The organism is Pseudomonas sp. I3-I5 (genome assembly GCF_022699445.1).
Classification (GTDB): Bacteria; Pseudomonadota; Gammaproteobacteria; order Pseudomonadales; family Pseudomonadaceae; genus Aquipseudomonas; species Aquipseudomonas fulva.
In genome coordinates this window covers 4005065-4024288 of the sequence record NZ_CP093940.1, presented here as the reverse complement: position 1 = coordinate 4024288, position 19224 = coordinate 4005065, and the positions used below count along the sequence as shown (strand labels likewise).

12 protein-coding genes, 2 tRNA genes and 3 rRNA genes are annotated in these 19224 nt (G+C 57.2%); 11 read left to right on the top strand and 6 right to left on the bottom strand.

Annotated elements, in window-relative coordinates; translation table 11 throughout:
• From MOP87_RS17980 to MOP87_RS17960, 5 genes are all read right to left on the bottom strand, one after another.
• Nucleotides 1–948 (bottom strand): adenosine deaminase, encoded by a 948-nt coding sequence (locus MOP87_RS17980; protein WP_049695395.1) that lies wholly within the window; start codon nucleotides 946–948, stop codon nucleotides 1–3.
• Nucleotides 949–1033: 85 nt separating this feature from the next.
• The gene (locus MOP87_RS17975; protein ID WP_027915189.1) at nucleotides 1034–1720 is read right to left on the bottom strand and encodes an SDR family oxidoreductase; all 687 of its coding nucleotides are present in this window, start codon (nucleotides 1718–1720) and stop codon (nucleotides 1034–1036) included.
• Between the two features lie 384 nt (nucleotides 1721–2104).
• Nucleotides 2105–2689 (bottom strand): YigZ family protein, encoded by a 585-nt coding sequence (locus MOP87_RS17970; RefSeq protein WP_028687904.1) that lies wholly within the window; start codon nucleotides 2687–2689, stop codon nucleotides 2105–2107.
• Between the two features lie 9 nt (nucleotides 2690–2698).
• A complete protein-coding gene (locus MOP87_RS17965; protein ID WP_023535181.1) occupies nucleotides 2699–3361 on the bottom strand; it encodes a TetR/AcrR family transcriptional regulator in 663 nt (220 codons plus the stop codon).
• 90 nt (nucleotides 3362–3451) lie between these two features.
• Nucleotides 3452–4372: a LysR family transcriptional regulator gene (locus MOP87_RS17960; RefSeq protein ID WP_027915191.1), complete on the bottom strand. Its 921-nt coding sequence runs from the start codon at nucleotides 4370–4372 to the stop codon at nucleotides 3452–3454.
• 115 nt (nucleotides 4373–4487) lie between these two features.
• On the opposite strand from MOP87_RS17960, the gene MOP87_RS17955 reads away from it, so the two are divergent.
• The 10 genes from MOP87_RS17955 (at nucleotide 4488) to MOP87_RS17910 (ending at nucleotide 16963) form a co-directional block, all read left to right on the top strand.
• Entirely contained in the window at nucleotides 4488–5834 is a 1347-nt protein-coding gene (locus tag MOP87_RS17955) for an aspartate aminotransferase family protein (protein WP_027915192.1), read from the top strand.
• A gap of 69 nt (nucleotides 5835–5903) precedes the next feature.
• Nucleotides 5904–7397: a CoA-acylating methylmalonate-semialdehyde dehydrogenase gene (locus MOP87_RS17950; RefSeq protein ID WP_242809867.1), complete on the top strand. Its 1494-nt coding sequence runs from the start codon at nucleotides 5904–5906 to the stop codon at nucleotides 7395–7397.
• Nucleotides 7398–8000: 603 nt separating this feature from the next.
• Nucleotides 8001–9537, top strand: a 16S ribosomal RNA gene (locus MOP87_RS17945).
• Nucleotides 9538–9622: 85 nt separating this feature from the next.
• Nucleotides 9623–9699, top strand: a tRNA-Ile gene (locus MOP87_RS17940).
• A 24-nt stretch (nucleotides 9700–9723) separates the two neighbouring features.
• A tRNA-Ala gene (locus MOP87_RS17935) sits at nucleotides 9724–9799 on the top strand.
• A 243-nt stretch (nucleotides 9800–10042) separates the two neighbouring features.
• Nucleotides 10043–12935 (top strand): 23S ribosomal RNA (locus tag MOP87_RS17930).
• A gap of 134 nt (nucleotides 12936–13069) precedes the next feature.
• Nucleotides 13070–13185 (top strand): 5S ribosomal RNA (rrf, locus tag MOP87_RS17925).
• The 16S, 23S and 5S rRNA genes sit together here with 2 tRNA genes alongside, the layout of an rRNA operon.
• 215 nt (nucleotides 13186–13400) lie before the next feature.
• Nucleotides 13401–14060: a paraquat-inducible protein A gene (locus MOP87_RS17920; RefSeq protein WP_128610133.1), complete on the top strand. Its 660-nt coding sequence runs from the start codon at nucleotides 13401–13403 to the stop codon at nucleotides 14058–14060.
• Nucleotides 14047–14670 (top strand): paraquat-inducible protein A, encoded by a 624-nt coding sequence (locus MOP87_RS17915; RefSeq protein ID WP_028688058.1) that lies wholly within the window; start codon nucleotides 14047–14049, stop codon nucleotides 14668–14670. Before MOP87_RS17920 ends, MOP87_RS17915 begins: the two co-directional genes overlap by 14 nt.
• Nucleotides 14663–16963, top strand: coding sequence for an MlaD family protein (locus MOP87_RS17910; protein ID WP_027915687.1), 2301 nt, complete (start codon nucleotides 14663–14665; stop codon nucleotides 16961–16963). The genes MOP87_RS17915 and MOP87_RS17910 overlap by 8 nt, the downstream gene beginning before the upstream one ends.
• 128 nt (nucleotides 16964–17091) lie before the next feature.
• On the opposite strand, the gene rpsT is transcribed toward MOP87_RS17910, so the two are convergent.
• Nucleotides 17092–17370 carry a 30S ribosomal protein S20 gene (gene rpsT / locus MOP87_RS17905; protein WP_023533220.1) on the bottom strand — a complete coding sequence of 93 codons (279 nt, stop codon included), beginning with the start codon at nucleotides 17368–17370 and terminating at the stop codon, nucleotides 17092–17094.
• A gap of 250 nt (nucleotides 17371–17620) precedes the next feature.
• On the opposite strand from rpsT, the gene murJ reads away from it, so the two are divergent.
• Entirely contained in the window at nucleotides 17621–19159 is a 1539-nt protein-coding gene (gene murJ, locus MOP87_RS17900; protein ID WP_110606899.1) for a murein biosynthesis integral membrane protein MurJ, read from the top strand.
• Nucleotides 19160–19224: the final 65 nt, after the last annotated feature.

Here is a 19224-nt window from a genome sequence, read left to right as displayed (position 1 = left end):
TCAGACCAGGCGCGCATCCAGGCTGTTCTGGGCAAGCCGGCGAGCTTGCTCTTGGGTCATACCCAGGTGAGTGTGCAGGGCGTGGAAGTTTTCCGTCACGTAGCCACCGAAATAGGCTGGGTCGTCCGAGTTGACGGTGACCTTCACGCCTTTTTCCAACATGTCGAGAATGTTGTGTTGGCTCATGTGGTCGAACACGCACAGCTTGGTGTTGGACAGTGGGCACACGGTCAAGGGGATCTGCTCCTCGATGATGCGCTGCATGAGGCGCTCGTCCTCGATGGCGCGCACACCGTGATCGATACGCTTGATCTGGAGCAGGTCCAGCGCTTCCCAGATGTACTCGGGCGGGCCTTCCTCGCCGGCATGCGCGACGGCCACGAAGCCTTCGCTGCGTGCCCTGTCGAACACACGCTGGAACTTGCTCGGTGGGTGGCCCATTTCGGAACTGTCCAGCCCAACGGCAATGAATGCGTCGCGAAACGGCAGGGCCTGGTCCAACGTCTTGTGGGCTTCGTCTTCGCTCAGGTGACGAAGGAAGCTCAGGATCAGGCCGCTGCTGATGCCCAACTGGTCACGGCCATCCTTGAGTGCCTGGTTGATGCCATTGAGCACCACTTCGAAAGGGATGCCGCGGTCGGTGTGTGTCTGTGGATCGAAGAAGGGCTCGGTGTGAATCACATTCTGCGCTTTGCAACGCTGAAGGTAAGCCCATGTGAGGTCATAGAAGTCCTGTTCGGTGCGCAGAACGTCGGCACCCTGGTAGTACAGGTCGAGAAACTCCTGCAAGTTGTTGAAGGCGTACGCACCGCGCAACGTCTCGACATCAGCCCAAGGCAGGGCAATCTTGTTGCGCTCGGCCAGGGCGAACAGCAACTCGGGTTCCAGGGAGCCTTCAAGGTGCAGGTGCAGTTCGGCCTTGGGCAGGGCGTTCAACCAGTCATACATATAAGGTGATCTCAATCAGGTACGGTTGCCGCCATTCTACAGGGCCCGGCCCGGCCGTGCGCCCCAATGGCGGCAACCTGCCCAATCACCAGACCAAGGGTTCGCCCTTGTAGTTGATGAAGCGCAGGCCCGCCGTTCCACCCTGGGCCTTGATCTGCTCGAGCATGCCACGCGTGCTGGTCAACACGTCGATCTCCGCGTTTTCTCCGCCCATGTCGGTTTTCACCCATCCTGGGTGCATGGCCAATACGCACAGGTCATGGCGCTGCTGGGCCACCACAAAACTGTTGATCATGGAGTTGAGGGCCGCCTTGCTGGCTTTGTACAAGCAAATCTCCCCGCCATCAGGCACTGCGACACTGCCCAGAATGGAGCTCATGAAGGCGAGTACGCCGGTATGTTCACGTACATGTTCAACCAGGCGGCGTGCGACACGAATCGGTGCAACGACGTTGGTCATGAACAGGTCACCGATTTCTTGGTGTGTGACGTTTTCCACATCCTGTGGGAGAGGGCCCATGACACCTGCGTTGATAAACACCAGGTCGAATAGCTGGCCGGTCAGACGCTCGGCCAGGGTGTCGAGTTGGGCTGGGTCATTCATTTCCAGCTGTTCGATACGCACGCCTGGAACATCAGCCAGAGCGCCTGGTGTTTGCAGAGTGCGTACGGTGGCGGTGACCTCCCATCCGTCTTCGTACAGGCGGTTGACCAAGCCTAACCCCAGGCCACGTGAGGCCCCGATGATCAGAGCGGTTTTTGAATCGGCCATGAGCGTGCTCCGTATGATTGTCAGAGCCACTGAGCATAATCCATAGGGCGCGGGGTCGTGCCAGGTCATTCGTGTTGTTGCTCGGGAGAGCGTTGCTGCTCGAAAAATGAGCGAACCTTGGTGCGGCCTTGTGCAACAGGCGCCCTGTCGTTCCACTCACGGGTTATCCACAGGCTGCTCCACAATTAATGTGTGCAAACCGCAGCGGTCCAACCTTATTACCACCTGCGCATGGGGATAACTCGGGCCGGCTTTGGTCAAGCCGCCGATCCAGCAACCGTGGTCAAATTTTGAACAAACCTGTGGAGGGCTCATGCTTATTGGGCTCTAGGCGTATGCCCCAAGCTTATCCACAGCCAGGCCCACAGTTGCTGTGGGCAATACTCAGCAACTCTCCAACAGGATCCGGCCGCGGCTAAGGTCTGCCAATTGCTGCTGCAGTGGCTGCCTGTGGGCATCTTCAAAGGCAAGCCTCAGGTCTACACCATTGGCGGTGAAGTGCTCTTCAAGCACCAGACCCTGAACGTCGGCGATCCGCAGTTTCACCAGTGCCAACTCGCTGAACGCACAACTGCAAGTGAACTCGCTGCGCTGTACCAGCAGGCGTTTGGGGGCCTGCTGCAGGCATTTGTTGGCACCGCCGCCGTATGCCCTGGCCAACCCGCCGGTGCCAAGCTGAATGCCACCGTACCAGCGGATGACCAGTACTACTACCTGATCGCAATCCTGTGCCTCGATGGCTGACAAGATCGGGCGCCCGGCCGTGCCGCCGGGTTCACCATCGTCGCTGCTGCGGTATTGAGCACCGATTTTCCATGCCCAGCAATTGTGGGTGGCGTCGGGGTCGCTGTGACGCTCGATGAAACTCATGGCATCGCTGGCACTGTCGATGGGCCCGGCCAGGGTAATGAAGCGGCTTTTGCGAATGTCCTCGCGGTATTCGCAGAGGTCGAGCAGGGTAGAAGGCATAAATGTCGGTCAGGCAACTGGCGCGATGCCGCATCCTTTGAGAATGATGTGGATAAGGTTGGTGCTGGCATCTTCCATGTCTTGCTTGGTCAACCGGCTGCGGCCAGTGACTTGGCAGATCTGCGTGGCGAAGTCGGCGTAATGCTGGGTACTGCCCCATAGCAGGAAGATCAGGTGGACGGGGTCGACAGGGTCCATCTTGCCGGCGTCCATCCAGGCCTGGAACACTGCCGCCCGGCCCCGGAACCACTCGCGGTAGTCAGCGCTGAAGTATTCGGTCAGGCATGAGCCGCCGCTGATGACTTCCATGGCGAAGATTCGGGACGCCTGCGGGTTGCGCCTGGAGAACTCCATCTTCGTGCGAATGTACCGGCTAAGCGCCTCGCCCGGGTCGTCCTCGACGCTCAAGGCGTTGAAGGTGCTGTCCCATAGCTCGATGATGTTGCTGAGTACGGCAATATACAGGCCCAGCTTGTTGGTGAAGTAGTAATGCAGGTTGGCTTTGGGCAGCCCCGCCTTGAGGGCGATGGTGTTCATGCTGGTGCCCTTGAAACCATGACGGGCGAACTCGTCTTCGGCGGCCTTGATGATGGCCTGTTCGTTTTTCTGTCGGATACGGCCTGCGGGTTTGCCGGAGGCGGATAGGCGATGCGCAGGGACTTCTAATGTCATGAACGATTCCGTGCAGGGGGATGGCTGCGTCTGTAGGACAAGATTACCTTCCCACGGCAAAGTAACAAGCATTGGCGGCAGAGAGTGGCATCAACGTGTCGCAGCCAGACTTTCCAGAAAACTCTCAAGCACCAGGTTGGGCCTTCTGCCTTTTCGCGTCACCCAGCTCAAGCTCAGGTCATAGAAACGTTGCTGCGGCTTGAGCGCTCTCAGCCTTCCTTGCTGGACCCAGAGCGCAGCGTAGTGATCAGGCAAGTAACCCATGTAGCGCCCTGTCAGGATCAGAAACGCCATGCCTTCGCGATCAGAGGCGCTGGCCGTGCAGTTGAGCACCTGGTAGTGGGCCTGGACTTCGGCAGGCAAGCGGAAGGTTGGGGTAATGGCTTCCTGGCGATTGAGGCGCTCATCGTCGAGCAGATGGTCATCGGCGTAGAACAGCGGATGACCGACGGCGCAGTACAGCAGCGAGCGTTCGCTATACAGCGGTTGATATTCCAGCCCCGACAACGGGCTGGTCTGGGGGACGACGCCCACATGCAGGCTACCATCTAGAACGCCGTGCTCCACCTGGCTGGGTGCAATCATGCGGATCTGGATACGCACGTCCGGACCTCGGTCCTTGAGTTCAGCCAGCGCATGGGTGATGCGCATGTGCGGCAGGGTGACGAGGTTATCGGTCAGGCCGATGTTCAACTCGCCGCGCAAATGCTGGTGCAGGCCGTTGACTTCGGTACGGAAGGTCTCCAGTGCGCTCAGCAGTTGCAGCGCCGAGTGATAGACCTCTCGGCCTTCCTCGGTCAACGAGAACCCTGCACGCCCGCGCTGGCACAGGCGCAAACCCAGACGCTGCTCAAGATCGTTCATCTGCTGACTGATAGCCGATCGCCCGATACCCAGCACGTTTTCCGCGGCGGAAAACCCGCCACATTCCACCACGCTGCGGTAGATTTTCAGCAGGCGAATATCGAAGTCGCTGACTTGGGCAAGCGGATCGGGGCGTCGGCTCATCAGTTTAGTCGTGGCCTGTGTAAAGGTTAGAAATGCAGGCTTTTTCAGACTTTATCGCCGTGCCAAGTTAGCTGCAACAACATCCATCGTTGCCTAATCGTCTCTCGAGGAACCGCCGATGAACATGCTCCAAACCGCGCCTGCCGGTATCGCCAGCCAGCTCAAGCTGGATGCGCACTGGATGCCCTATACCGCCAACCGCAATTTCCAGCGCGATCCTCGGCTGATCGTGGCGGCCGATGGCAACCATTTGGTGGACGACAAGGGGCGCAGGATTTTCGATGCCCTGTCAGGTTTGTGGACATGTGGCGCGGGCCATACCCGCAAGGAAATCACCGAGGCGGTGTCGCGTCAGATCGGCACCCTGGACTATTCGCCGGGGTTTCAGTTCGGGCACCCGCTGTCCTTCCAGCTGGCTGAAAAGATTGCCGAACTGACCCCGGGTGACCTGAATCATGTGTTCTACACCAACTCAGGCTCCGAATGTGCCGATACGGCGCTGAAGATGGTGCGCGCCTATTGGCGCTTGAAAGGCCAGGCCACCAAGACCAAGATCATTGGCCGCGCCCGTGGCTACCACGGGGTGAACATCGCGGGTACCAGCCTGGGCGGTGTCAACGGCAACCGCAAGATGTTCGGGCAGTTGCTGGACGTCGATCATCTGCCCCACACCGTATTGCCGGCCAACGCGTTCACCAAGGGCCTGCCGGAAGAAGGCGGCATCGCGCTGGCTGACGAGATGCTCAAGCTGATCGAGTTGCACGACGCGTCCAATATTGCAGCGGTGATCGTCGAGCCGCTGGCGGGTTCGGCCGGCGTGCTGCCGCCGCCCAAGGGTTACCTCAAGCGTTTGCGTGAAATCTGCACTCAGCACAATATCCTGCTGATCTTCGACGAAGTGATCACCGGCTTTGGCCGCATGGGCGCGATGACCGGCGCCGAGGCCTTCGGCGTTACGCCTGACCTGATGTGCATCGCCAAGCAGGTGACCAACGGGGCGATCCCCATGGGGGCCGTGGTCGCCAGCAGCGAGATCTATCACACCTTCATGAACCAGCCGACGCCGGACTATGCCGTGGAATTCCCCCATGGCTATACCTACTCCGCACACCCGGTCGCCTGCGCGGCAGGTCTTGCCGCACTGGATCTGCTGCAAAAAGAAAACCTCGTGCAGTCTGCTGCCGACCTGGCACCGCATTTCGAGAAGCTGCTGCACGGCGTCAAAGGCACCAAGAATATCGTCGATATCCGCAACTATGGCCTGGCAGGCGCCATCCAGATCGCCGCCCGGGACGGAGATGCCATCGTTCGCCCTTATGAAGCGGCCATGAAACTGTGGAAAGCGGGCTTCTATGTGCGGTTCGGTGGCGACACCTTGCAGTTCGGCCCAACCTTCAATACCAAGCCCGAAGAGCTGGACCGTCTGTTCGATGCCGTGGGCGAGACCCTGAACCTGATCGACTGATTTCCTGCGTTCAAGGCAGGCGTTTGCCGCAGGCACGCCTGTCACGCCTCTTTTTTTCTGGAGTGTTACATGAGCATTGTTCAGCACCTGATCAACGGTGACCTGGTTACCAAGGGCGAGCGCACCGCCGATGTGTTCAACCCTTCCACTGGCCAGGCCATTCGCAAGGTCGAACTGGCCAGTCGTGCGACCGTGCAGCAAGCCATCGATGCCGCCAAGGCCGCGTTCCCGGCCTGGCGCAACACCCCGCCGGCCAAGCGCGCGCAAGTCATGTTCCGTTTCAAGCAACTGCTCGAGCAGAACGAAGCGCGAATCGCACAGATGATCAGCGAGGAGCACGGCAAGACCCTGGAAGATGCCGCCGGTGAGTTGAAGCGCGGTATCGAGAACGTCGAGTTCGCCTGTGCTGCACCTGAATTGCTCAAGGGCGAGTACAGCCGAAACGTAGGACCCAATATCGACGCCTGGTCCGACTTCCAACCGCTGGGCATAGTGGCGGGTATCACGCCCTTCAACTTCCCGGCGATGGTGCCGCTGTGGATGTATCCACTGGCAATCGCATGCGGCAACGCATTCATTCTCAAGCCGTCGGAGCGCGACCCCAGCTCGACGCTGTTCATCGCCCAGCTGTTGCTGGAAGCGGGCCTGCCCAAGGGCATCCTCAATGTGGTGCACGGTGACAAGGAAGCGGTGGACGCCCTGATCGAGGCACCGGAGGTCAAGGCGCTGAGTTTCGTGGGTTCCACGCCGATCGCCGAGTACATCTACGCTGAGGGTACCAAACGTGGCAAGCGCGTCCAGGCACTGGGCGGCGCGAAAAACCACGCAGTGCTGATGCCCGATGCCGACCTGGACAACGCCGTCAGTGCGCTGATGGGGGCTGCCTATGGTTCGTGCGGTGAGCGTTGCATGGCCATTTCGGTCGCGGTATGCGTGGGTGACCAGGTGGCCGATGCGCTTATTGCCAAGCTTGAGCCGCAAATCAAGGCACTGAAGATCGGTGCGGGCACATCGTGCGGCCTGGACATGGGGCCGCTGGTCACGGCGGCTGCTCGCGACAAAGTGGTTGGCTACATCGAGGAAGGCGTAGCGGCGGGGGCCAGGCTCGTTGTCGACGGTCGCGGCCTGCACGTATCGGGTAATGAAGAAGGCTATTTTGTCGGCGGCACCTTGTTCGACAAGGTGACCCCGCAAATGCGCATCTACAAGGAAGAGATTTTCGGGCCGGTGTTGTGTGTAGTACGGGTCGACAGCCTTGAACAGGCCATGCAACTGATCAATGATCACGAGTATGGCAACGGTACCTGCATCTTTACCCGTGACGGTGAAGCGGCACGGTTGTTCTGCGATGAGATCGAAGTAGGCATGGTGGGGGTGAACGTTCCGCTGCCGGTCCCTGTGGCCTACCACAGCTTCGGCGGTTGGAAGCGTTCGCTGTTTGGTGACCTGCATGCCTACGGGCCGGACGGCGTGAGGTTCTACACCCGGCGCAAGGCCATTACTCAACGCTGGCCGCAACGTGCTAGCCATGAAGCATCGCAGTTCGCGTTCCCTAGTTTGTAAGCGTGCTGTAAACGAAGAAGGAGGCCACGGGGCATCCTTCTTCTATATAGCGTCATGGTTCATTCATGTACGGCGTCTTTCCCACCCACGGCCTGAATATTTCAAATACATGAAATTAAAGGTTGACGCGGTTTCGAATCCCCTTATAATGCGCCCCACTTCCAGCGACATCGGAACGCGAAACTCCTTGAGATTCAATGAGTTAGCCAGTTCGGGTGGTGCTGAAAGGGCTACGATCGAATAGATCGAAGGCGGTTGAGAAGAAGGTTGACAGCGTGTTGAAACGCTGTAGAATTCGCCTCCCGCTACGAGAGATCGAAGCGAGTCAAGTGGTTGAAGTTGAACGAGTTTCTCGAAACAAACTTCAAAATAAATGCTTGACAGGCAATGAGGAAAGCGTAGAATGCGCGCCTCGGTTGAGACGAAACACTCTTAGCCAAACGCTCTTTAACAAATCGAATCAAGCAATTCGTGTGGGTGCTTGTGAGTACGGACTGATAGTCAGAAAGATTATCAGCATCACAAGTGACCATGCGAGAAATCACATAGTCATTTGAGATTGCTGAGCCAAGTTTAGGGTTTCTTAAAAACCCAAGCAGTATTGAACTGAAGAGTTTGATCATGGCTCAGATTGAACGCTGGCGGCAGGCCTAACACATGCAAGTCGAGCGGATGACAGGAGCTTGCTCCTTGATTCAGCGGCGGACGGGTGAGTAATGCCTAGGAATCTGCCTGGTAGTGGGGGACAACGTTTCGAAAGGAACGCTAATACCGCATACGTCCTACGGGAGAAAGCAGGGGACCTTCGGGCCTTGCGCTATCAGATGAGCCTAGGTCGGATTAGCTTGTTGGTGAGGTAATGGCTCACCAAGGCGACGATCCGTAACTGGTCTGAGAGGATGATCAGTCACACTGGAACTGAGACACGGTCCAGACTCCTACGGGAGGCAGCAGTGGGGAATATTGGACAATGGGCGAAAGCCTGATCCAGCCATGCCGCGTGTGTGAAGAAGGTCTTCGGATTGTAAAGCACTTTAAGTTGGGAGGAAGGGTTGTAGATTAATACTCTGCAATTTTGACGTTACCGACAGAATAAGCACCGGCTAACTCTGTGCCAGCAGCCGCGGTAATACAGAGGGTGCAAGCGTTAATCGGAATTACTGGGCGTAAAGCGCGCGTAGGTGGTTTGTTAAGTTGGATGTGAAAGCCCCGGGCTCAACCTGGGAACTGCATCCAAAACTGGCAAGCTAGAGTACGGTAGAGGGTGGTGGAATTTCCTGTGTAGCGGTGAAATGCGTAGATATAGGAAGGAACACCAGTGGCGAAGGCGACCACCTGGACTGATACTGACACTGAGGTGCGAAAGCGTGGGGAGCAAACAGGATTAGATACCCTGGTAGTCCACGCCGTAAACGATGTCAACTAGCCGTTGGAATCCTTGAGATTTTAGTGGCGCAGCTAACGCATTAAGTTGACCGCCTGGGGAGTACGGCCGCAAGGTTAAAACTCAAATGAATTGACGGGGGCCCGCACAAGCGGTGGAGCATGTGGTTTAATTCGAAGCAACGCGAAGAACCTTACCAGGCCTTGACATGCAGAGAACTTTCCAGAGATGGATTGGTGCCTTCGGGAACTCTGACACAGGTGCTGCATGGCTGTCGTCAGCTCGTGTCGTGAGATGTTGGGTTAAGTCCCGTAACGAGCGCAACCCTTGTCCTTAGTTACCAGCACGTTATGGTGGGCACTCTAAGGAGACTGCCGGTGACAAACCGGAGGAAGGTGGGGATGACGTCAAGTCATCATGGCCCTTACGGCCTGGGCTACACACGTGCTACAATGGTCGGTACAGAGGGTTGCCAAGCCGCGAGGTGGAGCTAATCTCACAAAACCGATCGTAGTCCGGATCGCAGTCTGCAACTCGACTGCGTGAAGTCGGAATCGCTAGTAATCGCGAATCAGAATGTCGCGGTGAATACGTTCCCGGGCCTTGTACACACCGCCCGTCACACCATGGGAGTGGGTTGCACCAGAAGTAGCTAGTCTAACCTTCGGGGGGACGGTTACCACGGTGTGATTCATGACTGGGGTGAAGTCGTAACAAGGTAGCCGTAGGGGAACCTGCGGCTGGATCACCTCCTTAATCGACGACATCAGCCTGCTGATGAGCTCCCACACGAATTGCTTGATTCATTGTAAAAGACGATGCTGTAACGCGACCCTGTTATAGGTCTGTAGCTCAGTTGGTTAGAGCGCACCCCTGATAAGGGTGAGGTCGGCAGTTCAAATCTGCCCAGACCTACCATTACTTGGTTCAGCCGTAGAATACGGGGCCATAGCTCAGCTGGGAGAGCGCCTGCCTTGCACGCAGGAGGTCAGCGGTTCGATCCCGCTTGGCTCCACCAATCCTTCAGGTTTGCAGCACTGTTCAGAATACAGAAATGAACATTCCGGTGTGAATGTTGATTTCTGACTTTTGTCAGATCGTTCTTTAAAAATTCGGATATGTGATAGAAATAGACTGAAGACCAGTTTCACTGCTGGAATTCAGGCTAAGGTAAAATTTGTGAGTTCTGCTCGAAAGAGCGACGTGCGAATTTTCGGCGAATGTCGTCTTCACAGTATAACCAGATTGCTTGGGGTTATATGGTCAAGTGAAGAAGCGCATACGGTGGATGCCTTGGCAGTCAGAGGCGATGAAAGACGTGGTAGCCTGCGAAAAGCTTTGGGGAGTCGGCAAACAGACTGTGATCCAGAGATCTCTGAATGGGGGAACCCAGCCAGCACAAGCTGGTTATCTTGTACTGAATACATAGGTGCAAGAGGCGAACCAGGGGAACTGAAACATCTAAGTACCCTGAGGAAAAGAAATCAACCGAGATTCCCTTAGTAGTGGCGAGCGAACGGGGACCAGCCCTTAAGTTGATTTGAGATTAGTGGAACGCTCTGGAAAGTGCGGCCATAGTGGGTGATAGCCCCGTACACGAAAATCTCTTATCAATGAAATCGAGTAGGACGGAGCACGAGAAACTTTGTCTGAATATGGGGGGACCATCCTCCAAGGCTAAATACTACTGACTGACCGATAGTGAACCAGTACCGTGAGGGAAAGGCGAAAAGAACCCCGGAGAGGGGAGTGAAATAGAACCTGAAACCGTATGCGTACAAGCAGTGGGAGCCTACTTTGTTAGGTGACTGCGTACCTTTTGTATAATGGGTCAGCGACTTATATTCAGTGGCGAGCTTAACCGAATAGGGGAGGCGTAGCGAAAGCGAGTCTTAATAGGGCGTTTAGTCGCTGGGTATAGACCCGAAACCGGGCGATCTATCCATGGGCAGGTTGAAGGTTAGGTAACACTGACTGGAGGACCGAACCGACTACCGTTGAAAAGTTAGCGGATGACCTGTGGATCGGAGTGAAAGGCTAATCAAGCTCGGAGATAGCTGGTTCTCCTCGAAAGCTATTTAGGTAGCGCCTCATGTATCACTGTAGGGGGTAGAGCACTGTTTCGGCTAGGGGGTCATCCCGACTTACCAAACCGATGCAAACTCCGAATACCTACAAGTGCCGAGCATGGGAGACACACGGCGGGTGCTAACGTCCGTCGTGAAAAGGGAAACAACCCAGACCGTCAGCTAAGGTCCCAAAGTCATGGTTAAGTGGGAAACGATGTGGGAAGGCTTAGACAGCTAGGAGGTTGGCTTAGAAGCAGCCACCCTTTAAAGAAAGCGTAATAGCTCACTAGTCGAGTCGGCCTGCGCGGAAGATGTAACGGGGCTCAAACCATGCACCGAAGCTACGGGTATCATCGTATGATGATGCGGTAGAGGAGCGTTCTGTAAGCCTGTGAAGGTGAGTTGAGAAGCTTGCTGGAGGTATCAGAAGTGCGAATGCTGACATGAGTAACGACAATGCGAGTGAAAAACTCGCACGCCGAAAGACCAAGGTTTCCTGCGCAACGTTAATCGACGCAGGGTTAGTCGGTCCCTAAGGCGAGGCTGAAAAGCGTAGTCGATGGAAAACAGGTTAATATTCCTGTACTTCCAGTTATTGCGATGGAGGGACGGAGAAGGTTAGGCCAGCCTGGCGTTGGTTGTCCAGGTTTAAGGTGGTAGGCTGAAATCTTAGGCAAATCCGGGATTTCAAGGCCGAGAGCTGATGACGAGTTGCCTTTAGGCGATGAAGTGGTTGATACCATGCTTCCAAGAAAAGCTCCTAAGCTTCAGATAACTGGGAACCGTACCCCAAACCGACACAGGTGGTTAGGTAGAGAATACCAAGGCGCTTGAGAGAACTCGGGTGAAGGAACTAGGCAAAATGGCACCGTAACTTCGGGAGAAGGTGCGCCGGCGAAGGTGAAGGGCTTGCCCCGTAAGCTTTTGCTGGTCGAAGATACCAGGCCGCTGCGACTGTTTATTAAAAACACAGCACTCTGCAAACACGAAAGTGGACGTATAGGGTGTGACGCCTGCCCGGTGCCGGAAGGTTAATTGATGGGGTTAGCGCAAGCGAAGCTCTTGATCGAAGCCCCGGTAAACGGCGGCCGTAACTATAACGGTCCTAAGGTAGCGAAATTCCTTGTCGGGTAAGTTCCGACCTGCACGAATGGCGTAACGATGGCGGCGCTGTCTCCACCCGAGACTCAGTGAAATTGAAATCGCTGTGAAGATGCAGTGTATCCGCGGCTAGACGGAAAGACCCCGTGAACCTTTACTATAGCTTTGCACTGGACTTTGAATTTGCTTGTGTAGGATAGGTGGGAGGCTTTGAAGTGGGGACGCCAGTTCTCATGGAGCCATCCTTGAAATACCACCCTGGCAACTTTGAGGTTCTAACTCAGGTCCGTTATCCGGATCGAGGACAGTGTATGGTGGGTAGTTTGACTGGGGCGGTCTCCTCCCAAAGAGTAACGGAGGAGTACGAAGGTGCGCTCAGACCGGTCGGAAATCGGTCGTAGAGTATAAAGGCAAAAGCGCGCTTGACTGCGAGACACACACGTCGAGCAGGTACGAAAGTAGGTCTTAGTGATCCGGTGGTTCTGTATGGAAGGGCCATCGCTCAACGGATAAAAGGTACTCCGGGGATAACAGGCTGATACCGCCCAAGAGTTCATATCGACGGCGGTGTTTGGCACCTCGATGTCGGCTCATCACATCCTGGGGCTGAAGCCGGTCCCAAGGGTATGGCTGTTCGCCATTTAAAGTGGTACGCGAGCTGGGTTTAGAACGTCGTGAGACAGTTCGGTCCCTATCTGCCGTGGACGTTTGAGATTTGAGAGGGGCTGCTCCTAGTACGAGAGGACCGGAGTGGACGAACCTCTGGTGTTCCGGTTGTCACGCCAGTGGCATTGCCGGGTAGCTATGTTCGGAAGAGATAACCGCTGAAAGCATCTAAGCGGGAAACTTGCCTCAAGATGAGATCTCACTGGGATCTTGAATCCCCTAAAGGGCCGTCGAAGACTACGACGTTGATAGGTTGGGTGTGTAAGCGCTGTGAGGCGTTGAGCTAACCAATACTAATTGCCCGTGAGGCTTGACCATATAACACCCAAGCAATTTGCTCCTGCAGATTGCGGTGGTGAAGATGACATGAACCGAAAGTTCGCAACGCATCACAAACATCACATATCCGAATTTGCTGGGCTGTCCAACAGGACATTCTGGCTACAGAATTTCTTGACGACCATAGAGCATTGGAACCACCTGATCCCATCCCGAACTCAGTAGTGAAACGATGCATCGCCGATGGTAGTGTGGGGTTTCCCCATGTGAGAGTAGGTCATCGTCAAGATTCATTTCGCAAAACCCCTATCTGCGTATGCAGGTAGGGGTTTTGTCTTTGGGCTGAAAAAAACCTTTCTAGCCTGCCTGTCGCTCAAGGCACCCCTTCCTGTTCGTCAAGAGCCCGCATTTCGAGCGCCGGGCCATTCGAACCGCAATCTCCAGCCTATGCCGGCCTCCATAAGATCACTAGAATAACCCCACGCACTTACTCAGAAGCGTCCTATGTCCAACCCCGTCGAGCCAGAAACGCTGGCTGATCTGCCACTCGAAGACCTGGTCGCATGCCATGAATGCGATCTGCTCTTGCGCAAACCTGTGATCCACCCCGGTGAAAAAGCGCTTTGCCCGCGCTGCGGCTACGAGCTCTATGCGCACCGGCATAATGTGGTCAACCGCAGCCTGGCGTTGGTGCTGACGGCGCTCGCGCTGTTCATCCCAGCCAATTTCCTGCCGATCATGCAGTTGCATCTGCTAGGCCAGACATCGGACGACACGGTCTGGAGCGGCGTACTGGGGCTGTATGATTCGGGCATGCAGGGGGTGGCCATCGTGGTTTTCCTGTGCAGCATGGCCATACCGCTGGCAAAACTGATGTGTCAGCTGGCCGTTCTAGTGGCGATTCGGCTCAACACAGGGCGCAGGTTAGGTTTGTTGCTGTACAGAACCTATCACCACTTGCGTGACTGGGGCATGCTCGAGGTCTACTTCATGGGCGTGCTCGTGGCCATCGTCAAATTGGTGGACTTGGCAGAACTTACCGTAGGGGTTGGTCTGTTCTGCTTCATCAGCTTGCTGTTGATTCAGGTTTGGCTGGAGGTTGTCATGTCACCGCACCAGGTCTGGAGTGCGTTATCGGGGGAGGACCCGCATGCGGGCGATTGATGCAGGTATCGTTGTCTGCAACGAGTGTCATGAACTGAACAGGCAAACCACAGGTGACGCATCCCAAACGTGTATGCGGTGCGGTGCCAGGGTGCATCCGCGTCGACCGAACAGCATCATGCGCACCTGGGCGCTGCTCATCGCTGCATCCATTCTCTATATTCCGGCCAACGTGCTGCCGATCATGACCGTCAGCTCATTTGGTCAAGGCACGCCCGACACCATCATGTCGGGCGTCATCGCCCTGCTCAAGCACGGCATGGTTCCGATTGCGGCCGTGGTATTTACGGCCAGTATCCTCGTACCTACGTTCAAACTGGTAGGAATCGGTTTGCTCCTGTATTCCGTGCAGCGCAGACAGCCCCTGTCGGCGCGGCAACGGATCTGGATGTACCGTTTCATCGAATTCATAGGACGTTGGTCCATGCTCGACATATTCGTCATCGCCATTCTGGTGGCAGTGGTGAATTTCGGCAGGATAGCCAATGTCGAAGCCAATCTGGGCGCTGTCGCCTTCGCAACTGTGGTGATCCTGACGATGCTTGCTGCTTTGACCTTCGATCCCCGATTGATTTGGGATAACACGGAGTCGGATGACGACCATGAGTGACCTGCCAACGGCTAAAACTCGGCCTGCCTCCAATTGGTCGGCCATCTGGATCCTGCCCTTGATCGCGCTGATGATCGGAGGCTGGCTCGCATGGCAGGCTTACCGTGAGGCCGGGGTGCAGATCGAGGTGCGTTTCGAATCGGGCGAAGGCATCGTCGCCAACAAGACCGAAGTCATCTACAAAGGCATGCCGGTCGGTAAGGTCAAGAGTTTGGTACTCGATGCCGAGGGCGAGAATCAGGGTGTCATCGCCACCATCGAGATGAACCAGGCGGCTGAAGGGCACCTGAACAAAGGCACGCGTTTCTGGCTGGTCAAGCCGAGCGTCAGCCTGGCGGGCATTTCCGGCCTCGAGACGTTGGTATCGGGTAACTACATTGCCGTCAGCCCCGGAGAGGGTGAGCCAACCAAGCGGTTCACCGCGCTCAAGGTGGCACCGCCCCTGTCGGATTCCGAACCTGGTTTGCACCTCACCCTCAAGGCCGAGCGCCTGGGGTCGCTCAATAAAGACAGCCCGATCTTCTACAAGCAGATCCAGGTCGGCCGCGTGAAAAGCTACCGGCTTTCCGACGACCAGAGCACGGTCGAGGTAAAAATCTTCATCGAGCCTGCCTACGCGAGCCTGGTGCGCAAGCATACGCGCTTCTGGAACGCCAGCGGCGTCAGCATCGATGCCTCGCTATCGGGGGTCAAGGTGCGCAGTGAATCGCTGTCGAGTATCGTCGCCGGCGGCATCGCCTTTGCCACGCCAGAGCACCGCAAGGACAGCCCGCCTACCGACCCAAGCCTGCCATTTCGCTTGTACGAGGACTTCGATGCAGCCCAGGCCGGTATCCGGGTGAAAGTGAAGCTGAGCGACTACGAGGGCCTGCAGGCCGGGCGTACGCCTGTCATGTACAAAGGCATCCAGGTGGGCTCTCTGAAGACCCTGAAAATGGAGGACAACCTTGCCAGCGCCACTGCCGAGCTGACATTGGACCCGTTGACCGAAGACTACCTGGTGGAGGGCACTCAGTTCTGGGTGGTCAAACCTTCCATTTCCCTGGCGGGTATCACGGGCCTGGAAGCACTGGTCAAGGGTAACTACATTGCCATCCGCCCTGGGGAGAAAGGTGCTCGACCTGAACGGGAGTTCGAAGCGCGCGCCAAGGCGCCGCCGCTGGACCTGAAGGCGCCGGGCCTGCACATGGTGCTGTTCGCAGATACCCTGGGTTCACTGGAGGTGGGTAGCCCCGTAACCTTCAAGCAGGTGAAGGTAGGTAGCGTTCAAAGCTATCAGTTCGCCCGTGACAGCAACCGTATTCTGATCGGTGTTCACATCGAGAAAGAATACGAAAAACTGGTAAACGGCTCGACACGGTTCTGGAACGCCAGTGGCATTACCCTCACCGGTGGCCTGTCCGGCATCAAGATCAAGAGTGAGTCCCTGCAAACCCTGATGGCAGGGGGCATCGCCTTCGACACGCCAAGGCCCAATGTGCCGCTAAAGCGCCATATCCCGCGTTTCCGCCTGCACGAAAGCCAGGAGGCAGCCAACCGTGCCGGTACCCTTATCACGATCCGTGTGGAGCGCGCCGATGGGCTCAAGCCAGGCACCGCCATCCGCTTCCGGGGGCTGGATGTGGGCAGTGTGGAAAGTGTCGACCTTACCAAGGACATGCAGGCCGTGCTGTTGAAGGCACGTATTACCGAAGCTGCAGAGCGCATTGCCCGTGCCGGCACCCAGTTTTGGGTGGTCAAGCCATCCTTCGGCCTGGTGCGCACCGAAAACCTCGACACGCTGGTGGGCGGGCAGTACCTGGAAGTACAGCCTGCGGTCAAGGACAGGGGCCCGCAGCGTGACTTCATCGCACTGGCCGAAGCGCCCGAAGTTGCCGGGCCGGAGGTGGGGCTGCCAGTGACCCTCAGCGCACCTCGGCTAGGCTCCATCAAGCCCGGTGTGCCCGTGACATTCCGCGAGGTGGCGGTTGGCAAGGTGACCGACGTCGAGCTGGGCCAGAGTGCCGACAGGGTGCTGATCCACATTCTGATCGAGCCGCGTTATGCCAGCCTGGTACGTAGCGGCAGCCGCTTCTGGAACAGCAGCGGTTTCGGCTTCGACTGGGGCTTGTTCAAGGGCGCTACCGTGCGCACGGAGTCGCTGGAAACACTGATCGATGGTGGTATTGCCTTCGCGACGCCCGAGGGGGAACGCATGGGCACTCCGGCTCGGCCAAGGCAAACGTTCCCGCTGTTCGAGAAAGCTGAAGACGAATGGCTGCAGTGGGCACCCAAGATTCAGATCGCCAAGTAATGCAGGGTAGGGCCGCCATGCGGCCCTGCCACTTTACAGCGCGTGCGTTGAGCCGCGAGCCTGGCACTTCACAAAACCCAGGCATAAAAAAACCGACCCTGAGGTCGGTTTTTTGACTAGCGCGTCGCTTAGGCAGCTGCAGCTTCTTTCAGCGCCTTGATGTGGCCATTCAGACGGCCTTTGTGACGAGCAGCCTTGTTCTTGTGGATGATACCTTTGTCGGCCATACGGTCGATTACAGGTACAGCCAGAACGTAAGCGGCTTGCGCTTTTTCGGCGTCTTTTGCGTCAATGGCTTTGACTACATTCTTGATGTAGGTGCGGACCATGGAACGCAGGCTGGCGTTGTGGCTGCGACGCTTCTCAGCCTGTTTTGCACGTTTCTTGGCGGAAGGTGAGTTGGCCACCGTCGAGCTCCTCGAAAGACTTTAGGTAAATAGCAAACAAAATAGGCCGCGAATCATGCCGATCAGTCGGGCGGATGTCAAGGCCACTTGCAAGGTTCCGCCGAGCGGTGCGCCAACAAGCGGGAAAGATTCCTTTCTGCTGCGCGACCTGTACACTCGGGAATTTTTGGCTCCCCTGCGAAGGCGCGGGAGTATCGCACATTCGGACGCGCTCTGGCAGCGTCCTCTGTCATTGGCGTGAATCTTTTCGATGAACCTGCTCAAATCCCTCGCTGCGGTAAGCTCGATCACCATGATTTCGCGGGTGCTGGGTTTTGTCCGCGACACCATCCTGGCGCGTATTTTCGGCGCCGGCGTTGCTACCGATGCTTTCTTCATTGCGTTCAAGCTACCCAACCTGCTGCGCCGCATCTTCGCCGAGGGTGCGTTCTCCCAGGCATTCGTGCCTATTCTTGCCGAATACAAAAGCCAGCAGGGCGAAGAGGCCACGCGTACCTTCGTGGCCTACGTCAGCGGCCTGCTGACGCTGGTGCTGGCCGTGGTGACCGGCATCGGTATCCTGGCCGCGCCCTGGGTGGTGTGGGCCACGGCGCCTGGCTTCGTCGACAACGCCGAGAAATACCAGCTCACCACCGATCTGCTGCGGGTCACCTTTCCTTATATATTGCTGATCTCGCTGTCATCCCTGGTGGGCGCCATCCTCAACACCTGGAACCGCTTCAGCGTGCCGGCCTTCACGCCGACCTTGCTCAACGTGGCGATGATCGTGTTCGCCGTATTGCTCACGCCGTATTTCAATCCGCCGATCATGGCGCTGGCCTGGGGCGTGCTGGCCGGTGGCCTGGCGCAACTGCTCTACCAGCTTCCGGCCCTGAAAAGGATCGGCATGCTGGTGTTGCCGCGGCTGAACCTGAAAGATGCAGGCGTGTGGCGGGTGCTCAAGCAGATGCTCCCTGCCATCCTCGGCGTCTCGGTGAGCCAGATATCGCTGATCATCAATACCATCTTCGCCTCGTTCCTGGTGGCAGGCTCCGTCTCCTGGATGTATTACGCAGACCGGCTCATGGAGCTGCCGTCGGGTGTTCTGGGCGTGGCTCTGGGTACCATCCTGCTGCCGACCCTGGCCAAAACCTACGCCAACAAGGACCGGGAAGAGTACTCGCGCATTCTCGACTGGGGCCTGCGCTTGTGCTTTTTGCTGGTGCTGCCGTGTACGCTGGGGCTGGCGATCCTAGCCGAGCCGCTGACCGTGGCCCTGTTCCAGTACGGCAAGTTCAGTGCAACCGATGCCGCCATGACCCAGCAGGCGCTGATCGCCTATTCCGTCGGCCTGCTGGCAATCATTATGGTCAAGGTGCTGGCGCCGGGCTTCTATGCGCAGCAGAATATCCGCACGCCGGTGAAGATCGCCGTCTTCACCCTGGTCTGCACGCAGCTGTTCAACCTGGTGCTCATCGGCCCGCTGGCGCATGCCGGACTGGCCCTGGCCATCAGCCTTGGCGCCTGCCTCAATGCCGGCTTGCTGTTCTGGAAGCTGCGCACCCAGCAGCTATTCCAACCGCAACCAGGTTGGGCCATGTTTCTGCTCAAGCTGGTGTTGGCGGCAGGCCTGATGTCCGGTGTCCTGCTGGCTGGCATGCACTACCTGCCGGCCTGGGTCGAGGGAAACATGCTTGAACGACTGATGCGGCTGATGGCGCTGGTCATGGCAGCCGTCGTCACCTACTTTGGTTGCCTGTACCTGTGCGGTTTCCGACCTCGGCAGTTCGCCCGCAAAGCCTTGCACTAAGGCTGCGGGCGCGTCAGGCGTCGGTTTTTCGCAATCCACGCCGCCCTTGGGCGCTGCTGCCTGTC

Excerpts from the sequence above, each read along its gene's own strand:
- MOP87_RS17980 (WP_049695395.1), bottom strand. The coding sequence starts at position 948 with ATGTATGACTGGTTGAACGCCCTGCCCAAGGCCGAACTGCACCTGCAC.
- MOP87_RS17975 (WP_027915189.1), bottom strand. The coding sequence starts at position 1,720 with ATGGCCGATTCAAAAACCGCTCTGATCATCGGGGCCTCACGTGGCCTG.
- MOP87_RS17970 (WP_028687904.1), bottom strand. The coding sequence starts at position 2,689 with ATGCCTTCTACCCTGCTCGACCTCTGCGAATACCGCGAGGACATTCGC.
- MOP87_RS17965 (WP_023535181.1), bottom strand. The coding sequence starts at position 3,361 with ATGACATTAGAAGTCCCTGCGCATCGCCTATCCGCCTCCGGCAAACCC.
- MOP87_RS17955 (WP_027915192.1), top strand. The coding sequence starts at position 4,488 with ATGAACATGCTCCAAACCGCGCCTGCCGGTATCGCCAGCCAGCTCAAG.
- MOP87_RS17950 (WP_242809867.1), top strand. The coding sequence starts at position 5,904 with ATGAGCATTGTTCAGCACCTGATCAACGGTGACCTGGTTACCAAGGGC.
- MOP87_RS17920 (WP_128610133.1), top strand. The coding sequence starts at position 13,401 with ATGTCCAACCCCGTCGAGCCAGAAACGCTGGCTGATCTGCCACTCGAA.
- MOP87_RS17915 (WP_028688058.1), top strand. The coding sequence starts at position 14,047 with ATGCGGGCGATTGATGCAGGTATCGTTGTCTGCAACGAGTGTCATGAA.
- MOP87_RS17910 (WP_027915687.1), top strand. The coding sequence starts at position 14,663 with ATGAGTGACCTGCCAACGGCTAAAACTCGGCCTGCCTCCAATTGGTCG.
- murJ (WP_110606899.1), top strand. The coding sequence starts at position 17,621 with ATGAACCTGCTCAAATCCCTCGCTGCGGTAAGCTCGATCACCATGATT.